Genomic DNA, 23,426 nt, shown 5'->3' on the forward strand with positions numbered 1-23,426 from the left:
ATATGCTTTATTATTGAAGCGATTTTCTTATGTATACAATATTATGGGTAGTCTTGAAGTGAGTAGTGAAAAAATAGAAGATTTACGTCTAGATTATAGTAAATATGAAGTAGACGAACTTGTAGAGACCGTTTCAGATGCTGTCTTTTTCCCCTTATATATAGCGAAGGTAGTAGGAAGTGTATTGCTTACGGTATTGCTCATGTTGTTGGTTTTAACGGTTTATGGCACCTATCACTGGTTTACCGGTTTTCTGTTTTTTGTAATAGCATTGGTCGTTACAATGCCCAGTGTAATCCTATTTTCGGTTATACGCCTTTTTAGTACTATAAAATCGGATCTCGAAAAAGTATATGCGATTACATTGGATACGGCATTACACGTGTATAATGACGCGAACAAACTCAAAGAACAGCGAACGAACAATGTAGCGTTAAAATATTCCTTTGCCGATGTTTTTAAAGGGGTGGCGTTATATGTGATAAGGCCGACCTTAAAAGGGGTTTTGTCGAAAAGGATCAAATGGTTTGCCCTGCCTTTTACTTGGTTGATCGATATTATTTTCAAGAAAATATTCTTGAGCAAGTCGGCCCAGGCCGCTTTGGTAAAGGAAGATATGGCCAATGAGGTGGAATCGGATAAAGAAACCGGGGAGATGGATACGAACGGAATAGGGGCCAAGATCGTAAATGCCACTTTTATAACCTTGAAGTTTCCGTTCAGGTTGGCCTTGGTATTGTACGGCATCGTGAACAGCTTCATTATTTGGGTATTAATATATTTATTATAAAAGAGGTATGATTTTCACCTATAACAAGATTGTTAAAAACAAAAACCAGATCGATTTTGCGTTAAAGAATATTGACGTTCAGTTAAAAAAGAGATTTGAAGCCTTGCCGAACCTGGTCGCGGTTCTAAAAAAGTACATGTCGCATGAGAAGGGAATATTCGAAAAAATAGCGGAACTACGCGCGGCGATAGAAAACAGCAAGAATAGAAATGAAAAGTTAGAGGCCGAACAAGCATTGTCTAATTTACTTGGCGGCATTAACCTTACGGTCGAAAACTATCCCGAATTGAAAACGAACGAATCCGTAATCCATCTCCAACGTAGTATTAACGAATATGCCGAGCAAATCTCGGCCTCCCAAAGAGCTTATAACGGGGCGGTTTTGAGTTATAATGATTCCATTACCGTTTTTCCCAATAACATTGTGGCAAAATTATTCGGGTTTTCTAAGGAAGAATATATTTCCATTATCGCCAACGAAGAAGAAAGAAGAAATCCCGACTTAAACGCTATTTTATAATTTCATGACTACTTATTCCGAACACTTTGATGCCGTAAGGGCCAAAGCGGTCAACATCAAACCCCCCTCTAAATTACGCTTGGTAGGAGCTTCTTTTTTAGGGCTTTTTTCGCTGTTGGCCTTTGTGGTGGCTTTGGTTTCATTTGTAATTTTCATTATTCTCTTTATTTTTCATGTAGGTTCCGGTTTTTTGTACGGCATGGCAAAATTCTCGTTTTGGTCGAGTTGTATTGGGTGGTTTTTTTTCTTTTACCTGATTAGTTCCTATAAAAAACAATTGGGCAGGTTTAAGAATACGGAAATACTGCGTAGAGATTTTAAACTCGATATCTTACCAGAGATAATCACGGAGAAATACAGCAATCTTGACTACAGGTTTGATGGTATTGTAGATGAGGCGCATATTTTAGAATCGGATTTCTTTTCGCCTTCACTGCTTTCGTCCTTAAAGGAACGTTGGTTTTTTGGGGACGACTATTTTAGTGGAAACCTCGAAAATGTTGAATTTCAGTTCTGTGAGCTCTATTATAAGACCACAGGCATAAAACCCGGTGGTTGGGCTGTTATCGGACTCATATTTGCCATTGCATTCAGAACCAATTTAGACTTTATTATGGGTTTTTTAGACTTTTTTGGTTCTATTGGTGATTTAGATTTTAGCGATAAGAATTCGGTTTCCCATGGGCAATCCCTCGGAAAGGGCAGAGGCCATGTTAAAGTAGACGAAAAAGCCTTTTTTTACGGGACTCAAACGAACTTCAAAGGCTTCTTCCTATATGCCGATTTCCACAAGAATTTTGAAGGAACCGTACATATTCGAACCAAGAAGAAATTCGCTTCCAGAAAAATGTTCAATTTTTCAAAGAAATTGAAACGACTGCGTATTGAAAATAGGTCTGTAAACAAAAAATATATCGTAGAGGCATCAGACACCCAAATGGGATACTACGTTTTAAGTCCCTCGATTATAGAGGCTATAGAAAATCTCAACAAACGATTGGGAAGGGATTTGTCGATGACCTTAAAGGATGGAAAACTTTACTTGATAGCACCCATGAGCAAAGACTTCTTTGAAAATATCATTATCGGTGAAGATGATATACAAGTGAATACGATCGAAGATATCCATAACGACTTGAACGTAATCAAAAACCTCATAACCGAGCTGAATATCAGTAACCGAATCTGGACAAAGGTATAGCCAGGGGCAAAAGTTAGCTTTTGATGTGGGAGAGGACAAAGTCATGAGATGGTCGTAAATATGCTAAGAAATGCATTTTTCAAGTTTTGATATGATTCGGATATGCAGAGGTCCATCGGCCCTGTTTCTATTTTTCTAGGAAAAAGCCATCTTTTACAAGGCCATATCGATTCACAATTTCAAGTTATTCAGAAGTTAAATGGCTTGCTCCTAGACCACTCTTTTGACGGCTAATACATATAATTTTAGCCATTCCTCGTCTTTGTAGGTATTCCATTTTAAGTATTTCTTTCTAGTCTTCGGATGCTGTTCAAAGAATCCATTGAAGTGATAAAGGGCATCTTTAGGCCCTGGGAGTGGTCGTTATCGATGGTTCCGTTTACATCGGATTTGTTCAGGTCATCGGAAAAATCATGTATTGATTTGGTGGCTTTATTTTGTGGAGCCGGAGGATTACCTGCGGTGTTCCCTCCTGACCAATGTTGCAAATAAGAAACCACGAAGCTATCGCTTCCAGTTTTGTATTTTATTCATTTATAAAACTTCGTTTTGACATTTCATAAAACACAAAACCACGCCTTTGGGCGTGGTTTCTTGAGTGTCGTGGAGCCGGAGACGCCCGAGCGTTAAAAAAAAGGTCTGGTAGACCTTTTTAGCGAAGGTGTAGCCTTTAAAAACAGGAAAGCCTTCAATACCAAAAACAACCGAGGCTTTCGCCCCGGTTATCGTGTGTGTTGATATTCCGCCTCTAATAGTTAAGCCCAAAGTGGTCCATTACCTCTTGATAGGACATTTTGTAGTAGTTCAGGCTTTCCGCTTTGCTGCTCACCGTAGATGAGGGTATAATAATATACCTTGCCCGCCCTTCTGGCGGCGTACTACTAGTCTCCGTCCTGAAATAAATTCTAATCCGCCCGGCTTGAAAAGCGTAATTTACTGTTAAGGTTGCTGACCAAGCCATGGGAAGCGGGTAAACGTAAGATGCATTTTCAAAATATACAAGGATGACCGAATCTTCTAAGTCTTGGGCTGTTATATCCATGGCGGTTTGGTCATGATAACCAAAAGTTGAGGGGCTAGACGACCAGGAAACATCAAACCAATCTGAAGATAAAACATTGGCATTCCCATCTTCACCGGATTCACCTTGGGGGCCTTGTTCCCCTTGAGATCCGGCCACTCCCTGTTCACCTTGGGGACCTTCAGGTCCCATGGGGCCCTCGGGACCTTCCTTGTCACAGGAAATAAGGACAGTTCCAAGAGCAAAAAATAACAGCATACTTAATTTCATAGTTTTCATAATAAAATGGTTTAATTCGTAATTGTTCTTTGTCAATTAATCAAGAAAAGCGGTAAAGGTTAACGTGTAGATGAAAAAAATAGGGATGGGTTATTGGGAGAAACAATCTAGGCTTCGGGGACGAGATGGCAGGCTTGCCTTCATATCCCGTAGGCGAAACAAAAAAAGCCACCCAGAAGGTGGCTTTATTTTGTGGAGCCGGAGGGATTCGAACCCTCGTCCAAACAAGCAATAACAGAGCTTTCTACATGTTTAGTTTCCGCTTGGTTTTCGATGTATACCTGACCGGAAACGGCCTAATATACACTTAGCTTCTTAAGGTTTTGGTGCCACTACCGAAGCAATAGTGGCCTTATGTTGACTTTTCTGGTGCCTCTAAATGAACCGCCGCCAACAAGGGCTGTTCAGAGACATCTCGCTTTCCGACCTGGTCGGAACGAGGCTAAATCCTACTATAATTCAGATTAAGCGGCAAGAGCGTAATTATTTTCGCCAATTAAAAGTGTGAAGTATGATATTAACGAGCTGTACCCCAGCGCTCGACATGCTTACAATGCCATTGGTCTCGCTGTCAAAACCAGTCGGCCCCGTAATGAGACAGCAAATCTCCGATTTGCGTAGTCGAATTACGTCCCGAATTCACTTCGGGACCTTATTTTTAATTACTTTTTCAAAGAACTACTTCGTCATACTCGGCGAAGTTCAACGGTGGCGTTTCCCTTTTTCGCTCTTGGCTCAAAAGGGGCGGGCTATCCGCTTTTACTCCTCGGCCCAATTCGCAAAAGCCAATAGGACCTGTGGGGTAACCGCTACTATCCCTAACGCAAAAATCTACTAGGGAAAAAACCACCACGGTCGGCAAAGATACCCCAAAAAGTATTCCAAAAAAAGTTTTGATAGGCTCTAATCATAAGTTACATTTGAAACCGCAGTCGACCTATAAGTTATAAAAGCCCATGATCATGAAGTTCGGAATCATTCGAGAGCGCAAAAACCCGCCCGATCGCCGTGTGGTACTATCGCCCCAGGCCTGCCAAAAAGTCCTGGCCCAACAGCCCAAAGCCCAAATTGTCGTAGAACCTTCACCTATCCGCGTTTTTTCCGATGACGATTATAGGGCCCAAGGCATCGAGGTAGCTTCCAAAATGGAAGAATGCGACGTGCTTCTGGGCGTAAAGGAAGTACCCATCATCAACTTGATTCCCAATAAAAAATACTTTTTCTTTTCACATACCATCAAACAACAGCCCTACAATAAAGACTTGCTTCGGGCCGTACTCGAAAAGAACATAGAACTCTACGACCATGAGGTCATTACTAATGCCAAAGAACAACGCCTAGTGGCCTTCGGTCGCTATGCCGGTATTGTCGGGGCGTATAACGGACTCCGTACATACGGACTCAAATACGACCTGTATCAATTGCCTAAGGCCGAAAACTTGGCCAATCAGCAAGAACTGATCCAAGAACTAAAAAAAATACAGCTGCCCAACATCAAGATCATCTTGACGGGTAGGGGCAGGGTAGGCAACGGCGCACGGGAAATGCTCGATGCCATGAATATCAGAAAAGTAAACGTTACCCAATACCTAGAAGAAACTTTTAATGAGCCGGTGTATTGCCAGATAGATGCCTCCGATTACAACAGGCGTAAAGACGGGGTACGGGGCAATAAGGCCGATTTTTTCGCCAATCCCGAAGCGTATAAAAGCAACTTTTACCGGTTTGCACAGGTTTCCGATTTTTTTATAGCCGGACACTTTTACGGTCAGGGGGCACCCTATCTTTTTACCCGTGAAGAGGCCAAGAGAAGCGATTTTAAAATAAAGGTGGTCGCCGATATAAGCTGCGATATCGATGGGCCCGTGGCTACCACCATCAGACCTTCGACCATTGCGGACCCCATCTATGGCTATGATCCCGTTTCGGAGTCTGAAACCGACTTTAAAAACGAATCGGCCATAGCGGTTATGGCCGTTGATAACTTGCCCTGCGAAATCCCACAAGATGCTAGCGAAGGGTTTGGGCAGGCATTTATAAAAAACGTGATTCCCGCCTTTTTCAATGGGGATAAAGATGGCGTCTTAGAACGGGCAAGAATGACGAAAAACGGAAAGCTTACAGCGCGTTACGCCTATTTGTCCGATTACGTGTCGCACTGACCCAAGATTAAAAAAAGGTTTCGTTTTTGTTAATTTAGTGTTAATATTGCCTACCTTGTCATGCGTTTAAAACCAAAACACATGACCTTCAATTGGATTGCCGGGCGAGAGATCGATGAAAGACTACACCGCCTATGTATCGAGCTTGAATATGAATTTCGACCAAAAATAATCAGGTTCTTAATCGATAATTTCGATATGGAGGCTTGCTCCGACTTTTCCTGTTTTCACTTCAATGTAGACCTAGTGGCCAAAAAGGTAAGCCTGTCAGACGATACGCCATTGCGGTCTTTGCGAAAAGTATAAATCCCAATGTCTCCCGAAAAATAATCAGGTTCTTAATCGATGACGATCTTCCAATCAATGATCGGTTGTTGTCTCGGTGCGATAAAACAACCCAAGGCCTTCAGCTTTAAAACGATCTCGGTTTTGGTTTCCAAGGTTTTTACCAGCAATCGCTTGGTTTCACCTGCCGGTACTTCAAACACTGGTGAACTGTCGTAAAAGCTATATGCCATTTGGTTCTCAAAAAGCAGGTCGCTGCTGCTGATGTTTTTTAACTGAAGTTCCAGTACTTGCGATTTTGCACGGTATTCCGCTTTAACGATCGCTATACTTTTCTGTAATAAAGGCTTTAGAAATTCGGCCTTGCCCACCATAAGGTCGTTGTAAACGGCAACGGTTCTGCCGGCGAATAGGGCTTCCTTTAAACCTTCCATGGTTTTGTCTTGGGCAAAGACCAAGGTAATGGGCCTGTGGTTTCCTTTTTCGGTATAGTCCCAATCAATGATCCCGTGAATATCACTGGTGCCCATAATGGTCAGGTCGTTCTCTAGGGCCAAGGTCAGGGCCTCCTCCGAATAATCTACGGTATTTATGACCTCAATGCCATGTAGTTCGCCCTTCTTGATGCGTTTTTTCTGAAAGTCGCTTAAGATTGGGGTTCCTTTAGGACTTTGGGCGTACCACGCAGGGTGGTTCCAAAAGACAAAGGCCTCTTGTTTTTTGGCTTCTGAAAAGGCTTTTTCGGCCTTGTCTACATTCAATTGGTTGGCATCCTTTATAAAGATCGCATTGTTATGGCCTACGGGAGCCGAACGGGTAATTTCGGAACCATGTACGATCAATAGCTTGTGTGATTTGGCTTCGGCCAGGGCCAGGGCGTAAGAACGGTTCCGGTCGGGGTGTGGAATATCTTCTTTATGGGGCTGGTATTCCAAGTGTTCGGTCAGTGATATGGCATCTAGGTTTTCCCTTAGGGCTTCCTGTACGCGAATGGTCGGCCACACCTTTCCATCCGAAAAAACGGTATGCTGGTGCAAATCGGTCTTTAGGGTTTTGTAACCTTCTATATCCGGGTAGCTCATGGGTTTTGCCCCGGCGTGCGAATGTGTTTGCGAATAGCTTTGTTGAAACGTGATCAGAAGGACTACAAGGGCCAGTTTTTTCATGGTGTGGATTTATGTTGCTAAAATATACAACAAGAATCGCGTCCTATTACCTCTGGTATTAAGTAAACTTAAATTTTCGGGTTGTTTATGGTTAAGGTGCCGTGACCCCGTAAAAATGGTTTGAGCGCCCAGAACGAGACCCAAATAAAACTTCCGAAACCAAATATCCATAACCAGGCATCGACTAAGAACAAGGAGTTGAAAAGGCTTTCGGCCAAGACCAAGGGCTTGGTCACAATGTCCCACGAGTTAAAACGCAGAAAGCGGCCTAGAAAAATACCGTAACCGCTCAGCAAGCTCACAAAGAGTAGAATGCCGTTGGCCAGAACGGGGTGGTTCCTCTTTCTCAGATAGCTAAAAACGTCCATCATAGAGAGCACCCCTAATATCAATCCGTTTAGCGAAAAAACAAAAAACAACAAAAGGTCAAGCCAAAAGGTAGGCCTAGCGGAGTCTAAATGCACAAAGTCGGTAATGATATAGGGGCTGTTGGGCAAGAAAAGCACCCATAGGAACAAGATGACAATTCGTAAGGCCCTCGACTTTTGTACCTGTACGTTGAACAGGAATTGCTTCGATAAAAAAAGGGGAACGAGCGCCAAAAAAAGGTTCCACAACAAAAAGGTAAAGTCGATAGATTGGGTCCAATATACCCTTAGGGCTAAAAGTGCCGTACCCAATGCGGTCAATAAGAGGAGTTTTTTGTGGAATAGATTGTTTTTTAAAGCGCTGGGAATCATGGGACAAAAAAGGGATTTGGTCTATGTTATAGAACGGGAACGAACTATATTTGTTGTTGATACTACGAATTTTGGCCCATGAACCCTGCAGAAAACTATATCCTCGATCAACCGGAACCTTTTAGGGGTATTTTGTTGCATTTGCAATCGGTCATAGAGCGAACTGTTCCCGATGCCGATTTAAAGTTCAAATATAAAATTCCCTTCTATTACATCAATGGAAGTCCCTTTTGTTATTTGAACCAAAGTAAAAATTATATTGATCTGGGGTTTTGGAAGGCGGCCCACCTGACCGTTCATCAAGAACATATGGTTACCGAGGGGCGCAAAGTCATGAAGTCCTTGCGCTATACCTCGTTGGAAAGTATAAACGATTCCGTGCTTACGGAAGTCCTAAAGGAAGCATATGCCGTACGCAACGCTAAATTTTATAAGTGATCAATTTACCGCAATGGTATTGGTTTTAGCTTTTTTGAGACGGACTTTTTTGGGTTTTTGTAGTGATTTCATATAGACCCATAGCCCTGCGGCCGACAGGAAAACCCATAGTAAATCGACTAGTAAGATATCATGCTTTCCCTCGGCCATGGCTACCCAGGGCCAGTTGCCCGAAACCATACCGTTGCTTATAGGAACAAAGAAGCCTAAAATGCTTCCCCATAATAAACAATACCTATGGGTGAGGCCGTTGTTTTTCCTTAAGATAAAATAAACCGATAAAAGCAACCATCCTAAGAAATAGCAGTAATAGATCATTGTTTTTCCCTCGGCATTAAAGGCCTTTACCATAATAAAAGTGAAGGCGGTTATAGGGTACATACTTAGGCAAATGGCCAAATAGTAGCGTACCACGCCTTCGTTAAAACGTCTTTTCTTTTCCGGAACGTTCTTTTTGTCGCGGGCCGTAAGCCATATTAAAACTCCCGAGATGATCACAAAACAGGAAACCAACCCTAAAATAAATGAAATCACCCTTAGGCCATAGCCGGCATAGTCGCCAAAATGAAGCCTGAAGAGCATGTTCTTTACCCCGTCTAGATACGAGCTTGTGCCCATGGGGTCTTTGACAACCGTACTGCTTCCGTCAAGGACTTTGAAAATAATGTGGCCCACGCCGTTTAGTTTACTCTTATAGTCCATTTGCCCGTTTATCGAAACCTGCATGTTGGTGTCGCCATAGTTGAAAATATGTACTTCGGTGACCTTGAAATCCTTCCATTTCTCTTGGGTCTTGGCTACGAAGCCATCAATATTCGGAATGAACTGTAAGGGTTTATGGTCGGCTTCAAATACGGGGTGGCTGTATTCGAGTTCCTCGTACATTTTTGTTTGGTCTCCCTTATAGAGGGTGAGTACACTGGGGGCCACTACTATGAGCTTTAGCATAAAAAAGGCCCCGGTTACCGCATAGACCAGTTGAAAGGGAAGGCCAATGACACCAAGGGCGGTATGGGCGTCGGTCCACAGCGTTTTCATTTTGGTCCATGGCCTGAAAAGATAAAAGTTCGGAATGATTTTTTTCCAGTGTACGATTATGCCCGTAACGATGGCAAAGAGAAAAAAGAAAGCCACAAACCCTGAAAGGTAATACCCGAAGGGATAGGGGATTTGGGCAAAGAAATGCAGGCGGTACAAGAATTCACCTAATGAATAATTGCCGATATAATCCGTTGTGCCCAGATCATGGGTGTCTAAATAAAAAAATGCCCTGGCCCTTTCGGTCTCAGACAACAGGGTGTCTTTTGAAGCCCCTAGGTTTACGCTTATTTTGCGTTCGTTGTAATAGTGCCGAAATTCAATATCCCTGCCGAGTAAAGTCCTTTCCGAGGCCAGACTGTCGAGAACGGGGCCTATGGGTACCGATATTTCGTCTTTGACACTTACTTTATGGCCGCGTTGCCAATTGGCGATCTCGTCCCTGAAAAAGGAAAAGGACCCCGCGAAAAAAATGACGTAAAGCGCTACACTGATAACTATGCCGCTTACCGTATGGGTGTGAAGTAAAATGTTGTAAGTTCTTTGGCCCATAAATTTTATGAGGTTAGGGGATAAAGCGACTGCCCAATGTAGATGGCAATACCGCAAATAAGAATAACGATGAGGTATAATCCCCATAACTTCCAGCCGTTCTTGGCCAAAAAGGACAAGATCATCAAGGCCGTCCATAACAGGAATATGGTATAGCTACCGGTAATAAGCACGGTGGCCCGGTCGAGCCATGCGGCCAAGGATAAATGAATCGATACGGAAACAAGATAGCCACCTAGAATGGCAGCGCTTATCTTGGCGAATCGCTGCCATTTTGATGTAGTGAGATATTTGGGGTTTGCCGGCATGGGTTAAAAGATTAGTAATTCTAGGCTGAATGAAATTGAAAACAAGGCCAGCATGCCCCACCTTCCGATGACCCGTAAGGGGGTGATGCATATGGTAAGGCTTCCAATGGTCATCAACATGATCGATCCAAGTAAAAGTCCTGCCCCCCAACCGTATTGGATGCCCGTAAGAAGAAGGGAAAGAACCACAAGGGAACTTCCCACGGTCTTAGCGGTCAACTTGTGTTGTTGTACCCATGTGATTCCCAACATTTGTTGGTTGTGGGGCATCCTTTCGGAAGAGGCGTACAATTGAAAAAAACCTAGAAAAAAGAGTAGACTCAATAAAGTGATCATAGTTTTTGGCTATTGTTTTTTAGGGGAATACAATAGGTGGCACAATGCCAAATGAATTCGTAATCAAGTTCTTTGTACGTTCCGGGTACGGTTTCGTTATAGGTTGCCTCGACCGTATATTTTGTAGGCCATGGCAGTTGAAATGAAATCTTTCCGTCTTTGTCCGTGCTCAGTTTTTTTGACCATAGGTCGGAGACAAAGACGCTTACTTCGTTTTTGGCCAAGGGCTTGCCCTTGAAAAGCAATTGAAGGCTGACTTCCTTCGAAACCCCAAAGGAATCAGGACTGACATCTATAATTTCAATACCGTCTATATTGGTTTTGGCAATAGCAGCGGGTCGATCGCCCACAACAACTTTGGCCTTGGCGTGATATTGTGGTTTGAATATGCCGAAATCGTACTGGGTAAAGTCCAATACCTTCATATCCTTATTGTCCAATGCCAAGGTGTAGGTGCCTTTTTGGCTAGGGGTAAAACTGGCCGCGTAAAAGTCGTCTTTGGCAGAAACCGGTAGGGCGGTTTTGGTGCCGTCGGGAGAGATAAGCCATAAGCTAAAGTTGCTGACGCCCTTAAAGGCGTCTCCTTCAACTTTTTCGATCACACCATAGGTGTATTCCCCGAAACGCACTTTTATCTGGTGCTCTTGGTTCAATTGCCCCTGTGGTGCGGCTTCAATCCATAAATAGTGCGAAAAGATAGGGGAGGTCGATAAAAACAATACGAGTAAGGTGATGATTTTTTTCATTTTATAGGGATTAAAGGTTACTGGAAAAAGGGATAAAGTGCCCTTGACGAAAATGACGTTCAAGGGCACTGCAAACAAACTAACTCAACTCAAAAAAGCTTGTAGGTTACCGTAAGGCGTCCATTGATACCGGGCTCTGATTGCCAGTACAGATAGCTGCCGTAGTTAGAACCGGAATACAGATATTCGTCCAATAGGTTGTTGATGTTCAGTTGAACCTTCAATTTGTTGTTTTTCCACGATAGTGCCCCGTCTAATCTGAAGTAATCGGGCAAGTCGGTTTGGTTGTCAGCACCCCATGACCATGACGAGCGGTCAACTTGGTACTGGTAACCCAGTGAAATACCGAAGCCCTTTAGGGAAGAAGAGGGATTGAACTGGTAGTTCAACCAGCCATTGGTCACGTGCTTGGCATGGCCGGCCATTCTCTTACCGATGTTGTCGGTGTTGGTGTCTTCCGTTATTTCAACATTGGTATTGGCGTAATTGAGCACCACGTTCAGTTCGGGGCTTACTTGGCCTTGAAGGTCAAATTCGATTCCCTTGGATTGTATCTTGCCGAGTTGAATGGAGAAATTGGGGTTTTCCGGGTCGCCGACCAATACATTTTGTTTGGTTATTTGGTAGGCCCCTAGCGAGGTTTTTAGCCTTCCGTCAAAAAACGACTTTTTAAGTCCCCCTTCAATATCAATGGCATCTACGGGGTCAAAGGTTTCGCCGGCAAAGCTCACCCCGCTTTGGCCGATAAAAGATTGGTCGTAAAGGCCGTATACGGCAAGTGATGGTAGAATGTCGATGCTTATTCCGGCCCGAGGGGTGAATTTTTCGTCTTGTTCGTCTTTGCCTTCGGTGGCCAGTTGGGTATATCTTCCGGCAAGGGTCAGGCGAATTCGGTTATCGAGAAACCCGATTTCATCTTGGGCATAATAGGCCTTTGTGATCGCCCCATACATATAGGGTTGCCCGCCATTTCTGTTTTGTAAGGCCAATGAGCGGTCAAAACTGGGCGATGGGGTATTGTCATAAACCGGGTTGTAGATATTGAAAGGTGTAGCCGTGTCGATATCGAAAGCTTGGTAAAAATCGGCTAGGTAATGTTTTTGGGTATAATCGAAGCCCCCTAGAACCGAGTGGTTTATGGCCCCTGTTTTAAAATCGCCATAAAGGTAGGCCTGAAAGTATTTGCCGGTGGAGAGGGCGTCCCAAAGGCTGATGTATCGATGGACATCACCATTCTCCGCTATATCCCTTATCCAAAAGGAATTTCCTTCTTGGTCATAACGCAAATAGGCAAATTGACTTTCTATGGTCCAATGGTCCGATAGGCTATGACTTAGGTTGGTGAAGAAGGTTACTTCTTGAATGTCGGTTACCGGATAATTGTTATCGGTATACTTAAAGTCGCGGTCAAGGCTTGCATAACCATCTGGGGTAGGGGCAAAGACGTAAGACGACCCGATAAAACTTTCCGCCTGTTGTAGGTTCAGTTCGGTGGTAATAATGGTTTTGTCGGAAAAGCGGTAGCTTAACGAGGGCGCTATACCATAGCGTGATGCATCTTCATTCCCTCGGTGCGAATCGGAAGTTTGGTACATGCCGTTTAAACGGAACAATAGTTTTTCGTCGTCGGTCAGTTTGCCTCCTAGGTCGATCGTTCCGCGGTAGTTGTCAAAACTTCCGGCAGTAAATGATAACTCGGCAATTTTGTTGGCAGTGGGCTTTTTGGTGACTACATTGTAAAATCCGCCAGGCTCGCCGGCCGACATCATAAAACCGGCGGGGCCTTTTACAAATTCTATACGGTCTACCGTATTCATGTCTTCCGATAAAGGTCCCCAAGTGTCCTGAACGTTAATGCCGTTCCTGAATGCGGGTAAACGAAACCCCCTCATATTGACACGGGCAAAATGTCCCCAGTGTTCGATCATGGTCACACCGCTGACATTTCTGGTTACGCCTTCCATGATATTGGTGGCCTGTTGGTCTTTTAGTAAGTCGGAGTTAATGACCTGTATATTTTGCGGTAGTTTGGCGAGTTCGGTTTTTAATCGCAATGAAGTGGAAGGTTCGCGGTTGACGTATTTGTTATTGCCGTTACCGTTGACCACTACCTCGTCCAATGACTCTATCAATTCTTCCAAAACGATTTTTGGCAAGGAAGTCGTCGTGTTCGCTTGTATCGAAATGTTCTTTTTGAAGGTTTGGTAGCCGAGTTCCGATATCTTCAAAGTATAGCTTCCTGAAGGGATGTTTTTTAGAACAAAATGACCGTTAATGTCAGATGTAGTGCCGTAGTTTGTTTTTACGAGCATCACATGGGCATAGGGCAAGGGATTTCCGTCGCTCACGCCTAGGGTTCCCTCTAGGGAACCGGTCTGGGCAAATGCTCCAAAGGTTAGGGTGAGGAATAATTGGAGCATGTAAATCTTTTTCATAAAATATTGCTATTTAAATTTAGTCTAAATAAATTTGATGCAAATGTAAGTTGTGAAATGCTATAAGGAATGACGCCAAATGGAGAAAAAAAGACGCGATTTGCCAACTGTGAGATTTTACCGAAAAACCTCGATTCGGAGGCTAAGATGGCGGCTTATCTGACCGGGGATAAAGAGGGGTGTACGGTGTGTGGTGTTCATCTTTGGAAGGCTCATATCAAGGCTGAGTTTGGTGTGGGGCGGATAAGCTGTAAAACCTTTCCCGACTTTTCGGTGGTCACTGCGCGTTGTAAATTCATAAAAGATATTATCTGCTATCCGAAGCAAAATGGAAAAGGCATACGTCTTTCGTTTTTGTTAAAAGGACAAAAGATCTTTTCGGAAGTTACAGGGCATGAAGATTTCTACCAAGAAGGTCATGACTGTTATATGACCTGCTTTCGAAATTTTGAAGGTTTTGTGCGTATTGCCGGAAACAAGAATTACAAAGAAATAGTGGTTTTGTTGTCCCGATCGTTTTTAGAGGATAATGAATTTTTAAAGGATGAAGCGTTTATGGTGTTTCGGGACAAGGTGCGTATGGTGCCCATTACGCCTAGTATACAGGCGACTTTAAAGGTGTTGGAGTCACATCAAATAAAGGGGCCGGCCGATAGGCTTTTTCTAAAAGCGAAGGTTTTGGAATTATTGGCCGAACAGTTCAACAATTACACCCGATTTCGCTCCCTTCCTGAAACCCCAAGGTTGGGAGAGTCCCTAAAAAAAATTTATGCGGTGAAGCGGTATTTGGAAAACAACCTCCACAAAAACTTTTCGGTACAGGAACTGTGCATCACTTTCGGGTTGAACGGCCAAAGTTTGAAGGCCGATTTCAAACGGATTTTCGGGGCTTCGGTCACGGTCTATTTCCACACCAAAAAAATGGAAAAGGCACAGATGCTTTTAGATAATACCGAACTTCTGGTCTATGAGGTAGCCGAAGAGGTAGGGTATAAAAACGCTACGCATTTCTGCGCGGCCTTTAAACGTCATTTCGGAAAGACTCCCAAGCAATACAAGAATGTAGTTTAGGTCAACTGTTGTATCTACTGCAAGCCGTTTATCGTTTTTCTAATAGCTGTCAAATCGGTCAACAATTTTTTCATTAGCCCTAAATCTAGCATATTGGCACCATCACTTTTTGCATTGGCGCAATCAAAGTGAGTTTCTATAAAAAGCCCATCTACCCCAGCTGCAATTCCTGCTCTTGCCATGGTACCTATTAATGAAGGTCTACCACCCGTTACTCCTGAAGATTGGTTTGGTTGTTGTAAGGAATGGGTTACATCCAGCACAACAGGGGCAAATTGTTTCATGGTAGGTACTCCCCTAAAATCAACGATCATATCTTGATAGCCGAACATGGTGCCACGATCGGTAATAATAGCTTGTTGGTTACCTGTTTCGGTAACTTTATTAACCGCGTGTTTCATGCTCTCCGGACTCATGAATTGTCCTTTTTTGATATTCACGGTTTTTCCTGTATTCGCAGCGGCAACTACTAAATCCGTTTGTCGGGCTAAAAAAGCAGGAATTTGTAATACATCTACGTATTCAGCAGCCATAACGGCATCTTGTTCCGTATGAATATCGGTAACCGTAGGTACTTGAAAAGTTTCAGAAACTTTCTTTAATATCCTTAAAGCTTTTTCATCCCCAATACCTGTAAAAGAGTCAAGCCTGCTTCTATTTGCTTTTTTGAAACTGCCTTTAAATACGTATGGGATTTTTAAATCGCTGGTAATTGTTACGACATGTTCTGCAATGCGCAGTGCCATATCTTCACCTTCTATGGCACAAGGGCCAGCAAGTAAAAAAAAGTTATTGCTATCAGTATGTTTTATTTGAGGAATTAAGGATAAGTCCATTCGTCGAATATTTTTAAGCAAAGATACTATTTTATGGGGCTAACTGTTGTCTTTACATAAGATTGTATAAAAACCAGATCTACATGTATCTTAAACAATGCCTACCCTTGTTTTTACTGCTATTACTTATTTGCCAAGCCAATGCCCAATTCGGCAAAAATTGTGAATTGAGACAAATGAAAGTCAATCTTTTAAACCCTGGTTTTGAGTATGAAATGGCACTTGGCACGAACACTACTTTTGATGTTAAGGCAGGAATGCAAGTGGGTTTAGATCCGTTACGGTCCAATGTTTACGAAGAATTAGGTTTTTTCCCTGCCGTCGCTGGTCAGTATCGGTATTACTACAACTTTGAAAAAAGGCAACAAAACAGAAGACAGATTTATGGTAACTCTGCAAATTATGTAGCACCTGCTGTAGCGGTTTTTTTTCCTGCTTCTCGAACAATTAATGAAGAAAAAGTAAAAGGAGCTTTTGGTTATGCGGGGTTGGTGACAGGTTTGCAGCGCAGTTATGATTCTGGTTTTAATTTTTCCGTAGATGTTGGTGCAGCCTACTATTCAGGGCAGTTTGAAGGTGGGGTTTATCCTGTAGCCAACTTAAGTATTGGCTGGATTATTAGTGAAAAACGATGGTGTGTAGGGCGTTGATGTCATTTTAACAAGGCTGTAATTTTGTTTTCTTACAAATTGTTTAGGAAAAATCTATTTTAGGTCTGATATTTGATGCTTGTTTGCACTTAAATCATAGCTGAACATCTTATGAAAACCATCAATATCGTAGTCGTTTTTTTCGTTTTTACAATTTTTGCAAACGCACAGCACCAAAAAAATGTAGAAAACCATCAAATTCAGTTAGGATTGCCCATGCCCGCCATCCTTTATGAGAAAGGATTGGGTAGGAATACAACAGCTACTGTGGAGTTTGTTTCGGGATTTGGTTTAAGAGGTTGTACCGGTTGCGAGACCGAATTTGGTATTTATCCCATTCTAAGAGGGCAGTTCCGTTATTATTACAACATGGACAGGCGTTTAGATAAAGGGAAAAATATTTCTGGTAATTCAGGAAACTATATTGCTGTATTAATGGCATATCAAGACCAAAATCCTTTTATTGGCGATTTAACCTTGTCCGAAAGTATTCTTGCCGTAGGGCCGGTTTATGGAATTCAACGTACCTATAAACGAGGGTTTTTCTATCGTTTGGAAGGTGGTTTGGGGTATTCTGAAACTCAGAATGAAAATGGTTTGGCCTTGTTATTGGCGGCACGTGTGGGTTGGGCGTTTGGAAAACGGCGTTGATCGGCATTCCACTTTTTTACACCCCCTTTTTACCTTGAAAAGGGCAGTGCCTAAAGCTTTTGAGCGTATTTGGGTCGAACTTGCTAGAAATCAACAAGATAAAAATAACATAAGTTTGTGTTATGCGCAGAAAAATAGCAGTATCTTTGCACGCTCAAAATAGCGGCGGACTGCTATTAAATAATTACATATGTCAATAACTAAAAACATTGCGATCATCGCACACGTAGACCACGGTAAAACAACCTTGGTAGATAAAATTATGTATCACTGTCAATTGTTTCGCGAGAACCAAAACACAGGAGACCTAATTTTGGATAATAACGATTTGGAACGCGAACGTGGTATTACCATTACTTCAAAGAACGTTTCCGTAGTTTATAAAGGTACCAAGATCAATATAATCGATACCCCTGGTCACGCCGATTTTGGTGGTGAAGTAGAGCGTGTTCTCAACATGGCCGATGGTGTGCTATTGTTGGTAGATGCTTTTGAAGGCCCTATGCCCCAAACGCGTTTTGTATTGCAAAAGGCTATTGACCTAGGTCTGAAACCTTGTGTGGTAATCAATAAAGTAGATAAAGAAAACTGTACTCCGGAAGAAGTTCACGAAAAGGTATTTGACCTTATGTTCGAATTGGGTGCGGAAGAATGGCAGTTAGATTTCCCTACCGTTTACGGTTCGGCAAAGAATAACTGGATGAGTGACGATTGGCAGAATGAGACTGAAAACATCGAACCGCTTCTCGATATGGTCATTGAGCATATTCCTACTTTTGAGCCAAACGAGGGAAATACGCAAATGTTGATTACATCTTTGGATTTCTCTTCCTTTACGGGCCGTATCGCCATCGGAAGATTACAAAGGGGTAGCTTGAAAGAAGGACAGCAAATTGCCTTGGTTAAAAGGGATGGGTCTATCGTAAAATCAAAAGTAAAAGAGCTTTTTACCTTTGAAGGACTGGGAAGGCTTAAGGTTCAGGAAGTCGCAACCGGTGATATCTGTGCGATTACGGGTATTGAAGGTTTTGAAATCGGTGATACCGTTGCCGATATAGAAAACCCTGAAGGCTTAAAGACCATTGCTATCGATGAGCCAACGATGAGTATGTTGTTTACCATTAACGACAGCCCATTTTTTGGTAAGGATGGTAAATTCGTAACTTCAAGACACATCAAGGAGCGCTTGGAGCGAGAACTTGAAAAGAACTTGGCCTTGCGTGTAAACGAGACCGATAGTGCCGATAAATTTTTGGTCTTCGGTCGAGGGGTATTGCACCTTTCCGTATTGATCGAGACTATGAGACGTGAAGGTTACGAACTTCAAATCGGTCAGCCACAGGTTATCATTAAAGAAATCGATGGTGTTAAATGTGAGCCGGTTGAATCTCTTACTATAGATCTACCGGAAGCAGTTTCTGGAAAAGCTGTAGAAATGGTTTCTATGCGTAAGGGTGAAATGACCAGTATGGAAGCGAAAGGCGAACGTATGGTCTGTGAGTTCTTGATTCCATCAAGAGGTATCATCGGTCTTCGTAACCAATTGTTGACCGCTACTGCAGGTGAAGCTATTATGGCCCACCGATTTTTAGAGTACCAACCGATGAAGGGTGATATTCCACAACGTCAGAACGGTTCTTTGGTTTCTATGGAGAACGGAAAAGCTATTCCTTATTCTATCGATAAACTTCAGGATCGTGGTAAGTTTTTCGTTGATCCGGGTGAAGATATTTACGAAGGACAGGTTATTGGTGAGAATTCCCGTGGAGATGATATGACGGTGAACATTACAAAGACCAAAAAACTTTCCAACGTACGTTCATCAGGTGCCGATGATAAGGCTAAGATTGTTCCTGCTATCAAATTCTCATTGGAGGAGGCCTTGGAATATATTCAGAAAGATGAGTATGTTGAGGTAACGCCGAACTTTCTGCGACTCAGAAAAATATATCTGAAGGAAGTTGATCGGAAAAGAAATAAAATTGCATAATACGAAAGCCCTGAATTGTTGTTCAGGGCTTTTTTTTTGCCCTTTTTGAAAGGAGGGGTAAATTTGGGCGACTATAGCTTTTAATCTAAAACAATGTCTATGAAATTAAATATTCGAATAGCAGGATTTTTATTGGCGGGCCTTTTGTTATCGGCCTGTAATGAGAAACCGAAAGCCAAGAAGGAAATCGTAGATACGGCCAAGGAAGAAAAGGCGGTCGATTATACCATACCCGAAGCTTGGGTCAACAAGCGTGTGGAAAAGGCTAAGGCCAAACTTGAAAAAACAGACGCGGGCAAAGTGGTCTGGGCGGCTATGGAAGCCCATGGCGGACTCAAAAACTGGTACGGCAACGGGGCTTTGGCCTTCCGTTTTAATTACCAGCCCTTAGACGGGAGTACACAACGCGATAGTTATCAGGTGGTAGATGTATGGCGCAATAAGGCGGTGCATACCAGTGCCGTCGATAGCACCGCAAAATTCGGTTGGGATGGGGCCACCGCTTGGGTACAGGCTAAAGACTCTACGGCCTTTGCCTATGATACCCGATTTTGGGCACTGACGCCCCTTTATCTTTTTGGACATCCGTTTGTGTTGGATGGAGAGGGAGTGCACCTAGAGTTGCTGCCCGAAACAAAGTATAAGGACAAAGTGAACGAGGTGGTAAAAGTGACTTTCGCCGAAGGTACGGGCGATGCTCCCGATGACTATTATATTTTACAGTTCGATAAAGAAACACATTTGTTGACGGCCAATCGCTATATCGTTTCCTATCCGGCCTATTTTAAGGATGGCGGTCACAATCCTGAAAAATTCATGGAAGTAGGGGAGTTGGTCAATGTAAGTGGGGTATTGTTGCCTAAGGAACTCAAGACCCATTGGACGGTTAAAGGAGGTATGCCCGGCGAATATATCACTCAAATCGATATCACCGATATCCATTTTGTAAAGGATATCGACAAGGACTTCTTCGAGGTTCCGGAAGATGCAAAAATTATAAAAGGCCTTTGATCAAGGCCTTTTTTTATCCGAAAGGTTGTGCAATTTAGTGCTTGGGCACCGTGTGAAAGGCTGCGGCGGCCGCACCTATAATACCGGCATGGTTCTGCAACTCTGCAGGAATGACCGGAGTTTCTATCGTTATGCACTCCCTGAACTGGTCAAAATCCTTAGACGCGCCCCCACCGATAAGAATGGTGTCGGGAGCTACCAGTAATTCAACATATTTTAAGAACTTGTTGAAACGCTTTCCCCATTTTTTATAGGATAGTCCTTCTCGGTCTTTGGCCGATCCTGCGGCCCAAAGCTCTATTTTTTTGTATTTTTTATAAGGAATTTGCCCTAGTTCAAAATTAGGGATCAACCTGCCGTCTAAAAAAGCACCGCTACCAAGGCCGGTACCAATGGTGATCATAATGACCAAGCCTTCCATGCCTTTTCCTATACCGTAGTTCATACAGGCATAGCCCGCAATATCGGCATCGTTTACTACGGTAAAATCCAATCCGGTTTTTTCTTCGAAGAGTTTTTCAACATTGACGTTTAACCAACTTTTATGTAGGTTTCCGGGCGATTTACAGATTCCTTTTTTGATTACGGTCGGAAAACCGCAACCTACTTTTCCTTTATAATCGAAATGCGTTACGATTTGAGCGATAACGCTGGCCATGTCTTCCGGCTTGCGCCCGACAGGCGTAGGTATACGATGGCGTTTAGAAACCAATTTGCCGGTTTCTATGTTCACTAAGGCACCTTTTATGCCCGAACCACCTACATCTATACCAAGAACTTCCATTATTTGTTTTTTTAGATTATTTGAGGGCAAAGTAACAAAAAGTTTCGAGAGTAATCGAAGGATCGGGCCGTGTAACCGTTTTATTCGGAAGCATTGTACAGTCCGGTATCGCCTACGTTCAAAAGTGGCATCAATTTTTTTACGATCTCGGGCTTTTCATCGGCTATATTTTTATTTTCTATGGCATTGGCCTTATGGTGATCATATAGTTCAATGATAGGTTGGTCTTTCCTGAAATACTTGGTCAGCCTATAGTCTTTGGTGCGCATTGAGATCCCGTTCTTGAAATAGCTATAGGCAACCTCCTCGGTATCGGGAATGTTATATTTCATATGTTTTTCAAAACTTTCGCCATCGGTGGGTTTTATTTGGTCGATGCCGCACATATCCAAAAGGGTAGGATAGACGTCCACACTTTCGACTATGGCACGGACTTTTTTCGCTTTGTGTTGGCGTAGGGGGGAGTTAATGATGAGCGTGCTTTTCAGGGCGTTTTCAAAAAGGGTGTGTTTGCCCCAAACCCGTTGGTCTCCCAAATGCCAACCGTGGTCGCCCCAGATAACGATAATGGTATTTTGGTCGAGTTCCAAGGCCTTCAATTCTTGATAGAGTTTACCGATTTGTGCATCTATATAGCTAATGGACGCTAGGTAGCCGTGTCTTAGTTTTCGCGCATAGGCATCCGATACCTGTGTATCGAGGCCTGCCTTTTCTTCGCCAAGGGCGTATTGGTTGAACTCCCCGCTGCCGTGCAGGCTTTTTAAGTTGATGTTTTTAGGAGTGTCCGGGTTTGGGGACAAGGGAATTCTGTTTTCATCATAAAGGTCCCAATATTTTTTGGGGGCATTAAAAGGAAGGTGGGGCTTGAAAAAACCTACGCCCATAAAAAAGGGTTGCCCCTTCTTTTTTAATTCCTTCAATTTTGAAATGGCAAGATCGGCCGTTAGGCCATCGGGATAGCCTTGGTCATCCGTTTCACCGGCTTCGTAAGGTTTTACCTGTTTTTTTAGGCTTTGCCTGTTCTCTCCGTTCGCATAGGCAAAAAAGGAATTCCAGCCGGTTTTCCATTTGCCCGGGTCAAAAAGAAGTTCACTCCAGCTATGGGGGAGTTCCCTCTGTTCCGAAGGTTGCGCTTCGTAGCCATATACGAGTCCGTCTGCCGAATGGCTGATCTTTCCGATTCCTACGGTATGGTATCCGTCTTGTTTGAATCTATGGATAAAGGTTTCGGGAGTCTCCTTTTCAGGTTGGCCCGAAATTTCCTCAACAATGGAGTTGTTCGATAGGTGGATGGGTTTTGAGGGACGCATACCCGTAAGTATAGCGTGCCTCGATGCGCCGCAGGTAGGTACTTGAACATAGTGGTTGGTAAATAGGGCCCCGGTTTTGGCCAAGGCATCTATATGGGGCGATTTTACATAGTGCTTTCCGTAGGCGCCCAGTTCGGTGCGGAGGTCGTCAACGCAAATAAACAATACATTGGGTCTGTCTTGGGTTTGGGCCGATAAGTTGGTAAGGCCCAATAAGAGATACAGGGCGGAAAAATATCTGAACATTTGAACGGGTTTGGTGAATGAGAGCTAAATATACCAATTTTAGGCAAGCTCACCGTTCCGGTGCAGAATATCAAAAATCAATTGGTCTACTTCGCTCAGTTGATGTTTATCTTTATAGCTTAGCCAAGCTATTTGGTTGATTTTTGGGTCGGTATGTGGCTCACCTTTGTATTGGGCGGTATAGCAGGTCATTCGCGATAAAATACCCGGTTTCTTTCCGCTGGCTTGGGCTTCGAAGATCCCGACGAATTGCATAGAGGGCATGTCAATTTCTATATTGAGGATGCTCTTGGTATGCTTCGCTAGGCTTAAGGCGTCGTTCTCGCCTATGGTGCGTATTCCTTTGGGAATGAAATAAAGGTCCTCGTCCGCCTTTTTTAAGCAAAGTATCTGTCCGTTTTCAATATGTATCCACCCTAGGTGGTCTATTATGTCTTCGGAAGGCTCTACATAATAATCGATCGAGTTTAGGGAGTGGTTGGGGTCTATGGTGTCGAGAATTTTGTCGATGAGTTTTCCGGGAGCGGTGAGGGTGCCCAACTTTTTGTTACGGCCCAAGGCACTTGAAATGGTTTCGTCCCTATTGCCGAATTTATAGCCGTTTTCATTGGTCCAAAGTAGGTTCAGGACGTGTTGCATCATAACATTGCCCAGTTGGTCAATGGAAATGGCAATTTTCAATAGATATTCGCCAATGCCTTTTGCCCCTCGGGTGAACAGGCTGTGAAATATACCGTAAATAAAGCCGATCGGACCGGTAATCAATAGTAAGATAATGGAAATCAGAAACAGCAGCGCCCCGATAAAAGGGTTCGTTGGCTTGTCGGGTCTGTAGGTTTGCTTTTTTAAAATCATGATGT

24 protein-coding genes and 1 other RNA gene are annotated in these 23,426 nt (G+C 43.2%); 11 read left to right on the forward strand and 14 right to left on the reverse strand.

Annotated features, from left to right (window positions below; translation table 11 throughout):
- Positions 1-13: 13 nt before the first annotated feature.
- Genes BW980_RS22180 through BW980_RS14940 form a run of 3 tightly spaced genes read left to right on the forward strand, consistent with a single transcriptional unit; the run spans position 14 to position 2,511 of the window.
- Positions 14-790, forward strand: coding sequence for a hypothetical protein (locus BW980_RS22180; protein WP_139327696.1), 777 nt, complete (start codon positions 14-16; stop codon positions 788-790).
- Between the two features lie 7 nt (positions 791-797).
- A complete protein-coding gene (locus BW980_RS14935) occupies positions 798-1,310 on the forward strand; it encodes a LemA family protein (RefSeq protein ID WP_083690492.1) in 513 nt (170 codons plus the stop codon).
- A 4-nt stretch (positions 1,311-1,314) separates the two neighbouring features.
- Complete coding sequence (locus BW980_RS14940; RefSeq protein ID WP_076455985.1) at positions 1,315-2,511, forward strand: DUF3137 domain-containing protein; 1,197 nt, start codon at positions 1,315-1,317, stop codon at positions 2,509-2,511.
- Positions 2,512-2,789: 278 nt separating this feature from the next.
- Here BW980_RS14940 and BW980_RS14945 read toward each other — a convergent pair whose 3' ends face one another.
- The 3 genes from BW980_RS14945 to ssrA form a co-directional block, all read right to left on the reverse strand.
- Positions 2,790-3,011 (reverse strand): hypothetical protein, encoded by a 222-nt coding sequence (locus BW980_RS14945; RefSeq protein WP_139327697.1) that lies wholly within the window; start codon positions 3,009-3,011, stop codon positions 2,790-2,792.
- A gap of 248 nt (positions 3,012-3,259) precedes the next feature.
- On the reverse strand, positions 3,260-3,811 hold the full coding sequence (locus BW980_RS22950; RefSeq protein ID WP_139327698.1) for a collagen-like protein: 552 nt from the start codon (positions 3,809-3,811) through the stop codon (positions 3,260-3,262).
- A 190-nt stretch (positions 3,812-4,001) separates the two neighbouring features.
- Positions 4,002-4,400: a transfer-messenger RNA gene (ssrA, locus tag BW980_RS14955) on the reverse strand.
- Positions 4,401-4,773: 373 nt separating this feature from the next.
- Between ssrA and BW980_RS14965 the strand changes: the two genes are divergently transcribed.
- Positions 4,774-5,973: an NAD(P)-dependent oxidoreductase gene (locus BW980_RS14965; RefSeq protein ID WP_076456285.1), complete on the forward strand. Its 1,200-nt coding sequence runs from the start codon at positions 4,774-4,776 to the stop codon at positions 5,971-5,973.
- A gap of 81 nt (positions 5,974-6,054) precedes the next feature.
- On the forward strand, positions 6,055-6,279 hold the full coding sequence (locus tag BW980_RS14970) for a hypothetical protein (protein WP_139327699.1): 225 nt from the start codon (positions 6,055-6,057) through the stop codon (positions 6,277-6,279).
- A gap of 32 nt (positions 6,280-6,311) precedes the next feature.
- On the opposite strand, the gene BW980_RS14975 is transcribed toward BW980_RS14970, so the two are convergent.
- Positions 6,312-7,424, reverse strand: coding sequence for an Sb-PDE family phosphodiesterase (locus BW980_RS14975; protein WP_076455990.1), 1,113 nt, complete (start codon positions 7,422-7,424; stop codon positions 6,312-6,314).
- A gap of 68 nt (positions 7,425-7,492) precedes the next feature.
- Positions 7,493-8,164 carry a DUF1361 domain-containing protein gene (locus BW980_RS14980; RefSeq protein ID WP_076455991.1) on the reverse strand — a complete coding sequence of 224 codons (672 nt, stop codon included), beginning with the start codon at positions 8,162-8,164 and terminating at the stop codon, positions 7,493-7,495.
- Between the two features lie 78 nt (positions 8,165-8,242).
- On the opposite strand from BW980_RS14980, the gene BW980_RS14985 reads away from it, so the two are divergent.
- Positions 8,243-8,602, forward strand: a complete 360-nt coding sequence (locus BW980_RS14985; RefSeq protein WP_076455992.1) for a DUF1801 domain-containing protein — start codon at positions 8,243-8,245, stop codon at positions 8,600-8,602.
- Here the strand turns inward: BW980_RS14985 and BW980_RS14990 are convergent, their stop codons facing one another.
- From BW980_RS14990 to BW980_RS15010, 5 genes are all read right to left on the reverse strand, one after another.
- Entirely contained in the window at positions 8,603-10,192 is a 1,590-nt protein-coding gene (locus tag BW980_RS14990) for a PepSY-associated TM helix domain-containing protein (RefSeq protein ID WP_076455993.1), read from the reverse strand.
- Positions 10,193-10,197: 5 nt separating this feature from the next.
- A complete protein-coding gene (locus BW980_RS14995) occupies positions 10,198-10,500 on the reverse strand; it encodes a hypothetical protein (protein WP_076455994.1) in 303 nt (100 codons plus the stop codon).
- 3 nt (positions 10,501-10,503) lie between these two features.
- The gene (locus BW980_RS15000; RefSeq protein ID WP_076455995.1) at positions 10,504-10,836 is read right to left on the reverse strand and encodes a hypothetical protein; all 333 of its coding nucleotides are present in this window, start codon (positions 10,834-10,836) and stop codon (positions 10,504-10,506) included.
- A complete protein-coding gene (locus tag BW980_RS15005; protein WP_076456286.1) occupies positions 10,833-11,582 on the reverse strand; it encodes a DUF4198 domain-containing protein in 750 nt (249 codons plus the stop codon). Before BW980_RS15005 ends, BW980_RS15000 begins: the two co-directional genes overlap by 4 nt.
- 89 nt (positions 11,583-11,671) lie before the next feature.
- The gene (locus tag BW980_RS15010; protein ID WP_076455996.1) at positions 11,672-14,017 is read right to left on the reverse strand and encodes a TonB-dependent receptor; all 2,346 of its coding nucleotides are present in this window, start codon (positions 14,015-14,017) and stop codon (positions 11,672-11,674) included.
- A 69-nt stretch (positions 14,018-14,086) separates the two neighbouring features.
- Between BW980_RS15010 and BW980_RS15015 the strand changes: the two genes are divergently transcribed.
- On the forward strand, positions 14,087-15,088 hold the full coding sequence (locus tag BW980_RS15015; protein ID WP_076455997.1) for a helix-turn-helix domain-containing protein: 1,002 nt from the start codon (positions 14,087-14,089) through the stop codon (positions 15,086-15,088).
- A 14-nt stretch (positions 15,089-15,102) separates the two neighbouring features.
- Here BW980_RS15015 and kdsA read toward each other — a convergent pair whose 3' ends face one another.
- Positions 15,103-15,924: a 3-deoxy-8-phosphooctulonate synthase gene (gene kdsA / locus BW980_RS15020; RefSeq protein WP_076455998.1), complete on the reverse strand. Its 822-nt coding sequence runs from the start codon at positions 15,922-15,924 to the stop codon at positions 15,103-15,105.
- Positions 15,925-16,007: 83 nt separating this feature from the next.
- On the opposite strand from kdsA, the gene BW980_RS15025 reads away from it, so the two are divergent.
- The 4 genes from BW980_RS15025 (at position 16,008) to BW980_RS15040 (ending at position 20,226) form a co-directional block, all read left to right on the forward strand.
- Positions 16,008-16,574 (forward strand): DUF3575 domain-containing protein, encoded by a 567-nt coding sequence (locus BW980_RS15025; RefSeq protein ID WP_076455999.1) that lies wholly within the window; start codon positions 16,008-16,010, stop codon positions 16,572-16,574.
- A 111-nt stretch (positions 16,575-16,685) separates the two neighbouring features.
- Positions 16,686-17,225, forward strand: a complete 540-nt coding sequence (locus BW980_RS15030) for a hypothetical protein (protein WP_076456000.1) — start codon at positions 16,686-16,688, stop codon at positions 17,223-17,225.
- A 190-nt stretch (positions 17,226-17,415) separates the two neighbouring features.
- A complete protein-coding gene (typA, locus tag BW980_RS15035) occupies positions 17,416-19,215 on the forward strand; it encodes a translational GTPase TypA (protein WP_076456001.1) in 1,800 nt (599 codons plus the stop codon).
- A gap of 99 nt (positions 19,216-19,314) precedes the next feature.
- The gene (locus tag BW980_RS15040) at positions 19,315-20,226 is read left to right on the forward strand and encodes a hypothetical protein (protein WP_076456002.1); all 912 of its coding nucleotides are present in this window, start codon (positions 19,315-19,317) and stop codon (positions 20,224-20,226) included.
- A 34-nt stretch (positions 20,227-20,260) separates the two neighbouring features.
- On the opposite strand, the gene ppgK is transcribed toward BW980_RS15040, so the two are convergent.
- The 3 genes from ppgK to BW980_RS22185 all read right to left on the reverse strand — a co-directional run bounded on the left by ppgK (position 20,261) and on the right by BW980_RS22185 (position 23,421).
- Positions 20,261-21,010, reverse strand: a complete 750-nt coding sequence (gene ppgK, locus BW980_RS15045) for a polyphosphate--glucose phosphotransferase (protein ID WP_076456003.1) — start codon at positions 21,008-21,010, stop codon at positions 20,261-20,263.
- A gap of 80 nt (positions 21,011-21,090) precedes the next feature.
- Positions 21,091-22,566, reverse strand: coding sequence for a sulfatase (locus tag BW980_RS15050; RefSeq protein ID WP_076456004.1), 1,476 nt, complete (start codon positions 22,564-22,566; stop codon positions 21,091-21,093).
- A 39-nt stretch (positions 22,567-22,605) separates the two neighbouring features.
- Complete coding sequence (locus tag BW980_RS22185; protein ID WP_083690493.1) at positions 22,606-23,421, reverse strand: NUDIX hydrolase; 816 nt, start codon at positions 23,419-23,421, stop codon at positions 22,606-22,608.
- Positions 23,422-23,426 lie beyond the last annotated feature (5 nt).

The sequence above is a fragment of the Zobellia uliginosa genome (assembly GCF_900156625.1).
GTDB lineage: Bacteria > Bacteroidota > Bacteroidia > Flavobacteriales > Flavobacteriaceae > Zobellia > Zobellia uliginosa.

What these genes read in the sequence shown, in the direction of transcription:
- BW980_RS14985 (WP_076455992.1), top strand. Translation starts at nt 8,243, where the DNA reads ATGAACCCTGCAGAAAACTATATCCTCGATCAACCGGAACCTTTTAGG.
- BW980_RS14970 (WP_139327699.1), top strand. Translation starts at nt 6,055, where the DNA reads ATGACCTTCAATTGGATTGCCGGGCGAGAGATCGATGAAAGACTACAC.
- BW980_RS15050 (WP_076456004.1), bottom strand. Translation starts at nt 22,566, where the DNA reads ATGTTCAGATATTTTTCCGCCCTGTATCTCTTATTGGGCCTTACCAAC.
- BW980_RS15010 (WP_076455996.1), bottom strand. Translation starts at nt 14,017, where the DNA reads ATGAAAAAGATTTACATGCTCCAATTATTCCTCACCCTAACCTTTGGA.
- BW980_RS22950 (WP_139327698.1), bottom strand. Translation starts at nt 3,811, where the DNA reads ATGAAAACTATGAAATTAAGTATGCTGTTATTTTTTGCTCTTGGAACT.
- typA (WP_076456001.1), top strand. Translation starts at nt 17,416, where the DNA reads ATGTCAATAACTAAAAACATTGCGATCATCGCACACGTAGACCACGGT.
- BW980_RS15015 (WP_076455997.1), top strand. Translation starts at nt 14,087, where the DNA reads ATGACGCCAAATGGAGAAAAAAAGACGCGATTTGCCAACTGTGAGATT.
- kdsA (WP_076455998.1), bottom strand. Translation starts at nt 15,924, where the DNA reads ATGGACTTATCCTTAATTCCTCAAATAAAACATACTGATAGCAATAAC.
- BW980_RS14935 (WP_083690492.1), top strand. Translation starts at nt 798, where the DNA reads ATGATTTTCACCTATAACAAGATTGTTAAAAACAAAAACCAGATCGAT.
- BW980_RS15030 (WP_076456000.1), top strand. Translation starts at nt 16,686, where the DNA reads ATGAAAACCATCAATATCGTAGTCGTTTTTTTCGTTTTTACAATTTTT.
- ppgK (WP_076456003.1), bottom strand. Translation starts at nt 21,010, where the DNA reads ATGGAAGTTCTTGGTATAGATGTAGGTGGTTCGGGCATAAAAGGTGCC.
- BW980_RS15040 (WP_076456002.1), top strand. Translation starts at nt 19,315, where the DNA reads ATGAAATTAAATATTCGAATAGCAGGATTTTTATTGGCGGGCCTTTTG.
- BW980_RS14990 (WP_076455993.1), bottom strand. Translation starts at nt 10,192, where the DNA reads ATGGGCCAAAGAACTTACAACATTTTACTTCACACCCATACGGTAAGC.
- BW980_RS14975 (WP_076455990.1), bottom strand. Translation starts at nt 7,424, where the DNA reads ATGAAAAAACTGGCCCTTGTAGTCCTTCTGATCACGTTTCAACAAAGC.
- BW980_RS14980 (WP_076455991.1), bottom strand. Translation starts at nt 8,164, where the DNA reads ATGATTCCCAGCGCTTTAAAAAACAATCTATTCCACAAAAAACTCCTC.
- BW980_RS15000 (WP_076455995.1), bottom strand. Translation starts at nt 10,836, where the DNA reads ATGATCACTTTATTGAGTCTACTCTTTTTTCTAGGTTTTTTTCAATTG.
- BW980_RS15005 (WP_076456286.1), bottom strand. Translation starts at nt 11,582, where the DNA reads ATGAAAAAAATCATCACCTTACTCGTATTGTTTTTATCGACCTCCCCT.
- BW980_RS14995 (WP_076455994.1), bottom strand. Translation starts at nt 10,500, where the DNA reads ATGCCGGCAAACCCCAAATATCTCACTACATCAAAATGGCAGCGATTC.
- BW980_RS22185 (WP_083690493.1), bottom strand. Translation starts at nt 23,421, where the DNA reads ATGATTTTAAAAAAGCAAACCTACAGACCCGACAAGCCAACGAACCCT.
- BW980_RS14940 (WP_076455985.1), top strand. Translation starts at nt 1,315, where the DNA reads ATGACTACTTATTCCGAACACTTTGATGCCGTAAGGGCCAAAGCGGTC.
- BW980_RS15025 (WP_076455999.1), top strand. Translation starts at nt 16,008, where the DNA reads ATGTATCTTAAACAATGCCTACCCTTGTTTTTACTGCTATTACTTATT.
- BW980_RS14965 (WP_076456285.1), top strand. Translation starts at nt 4,774, where the DNA reads ATGAAGTTCGGAATCATTCGAGAGCGCAAAAACCCGCCCGATCGCCGT.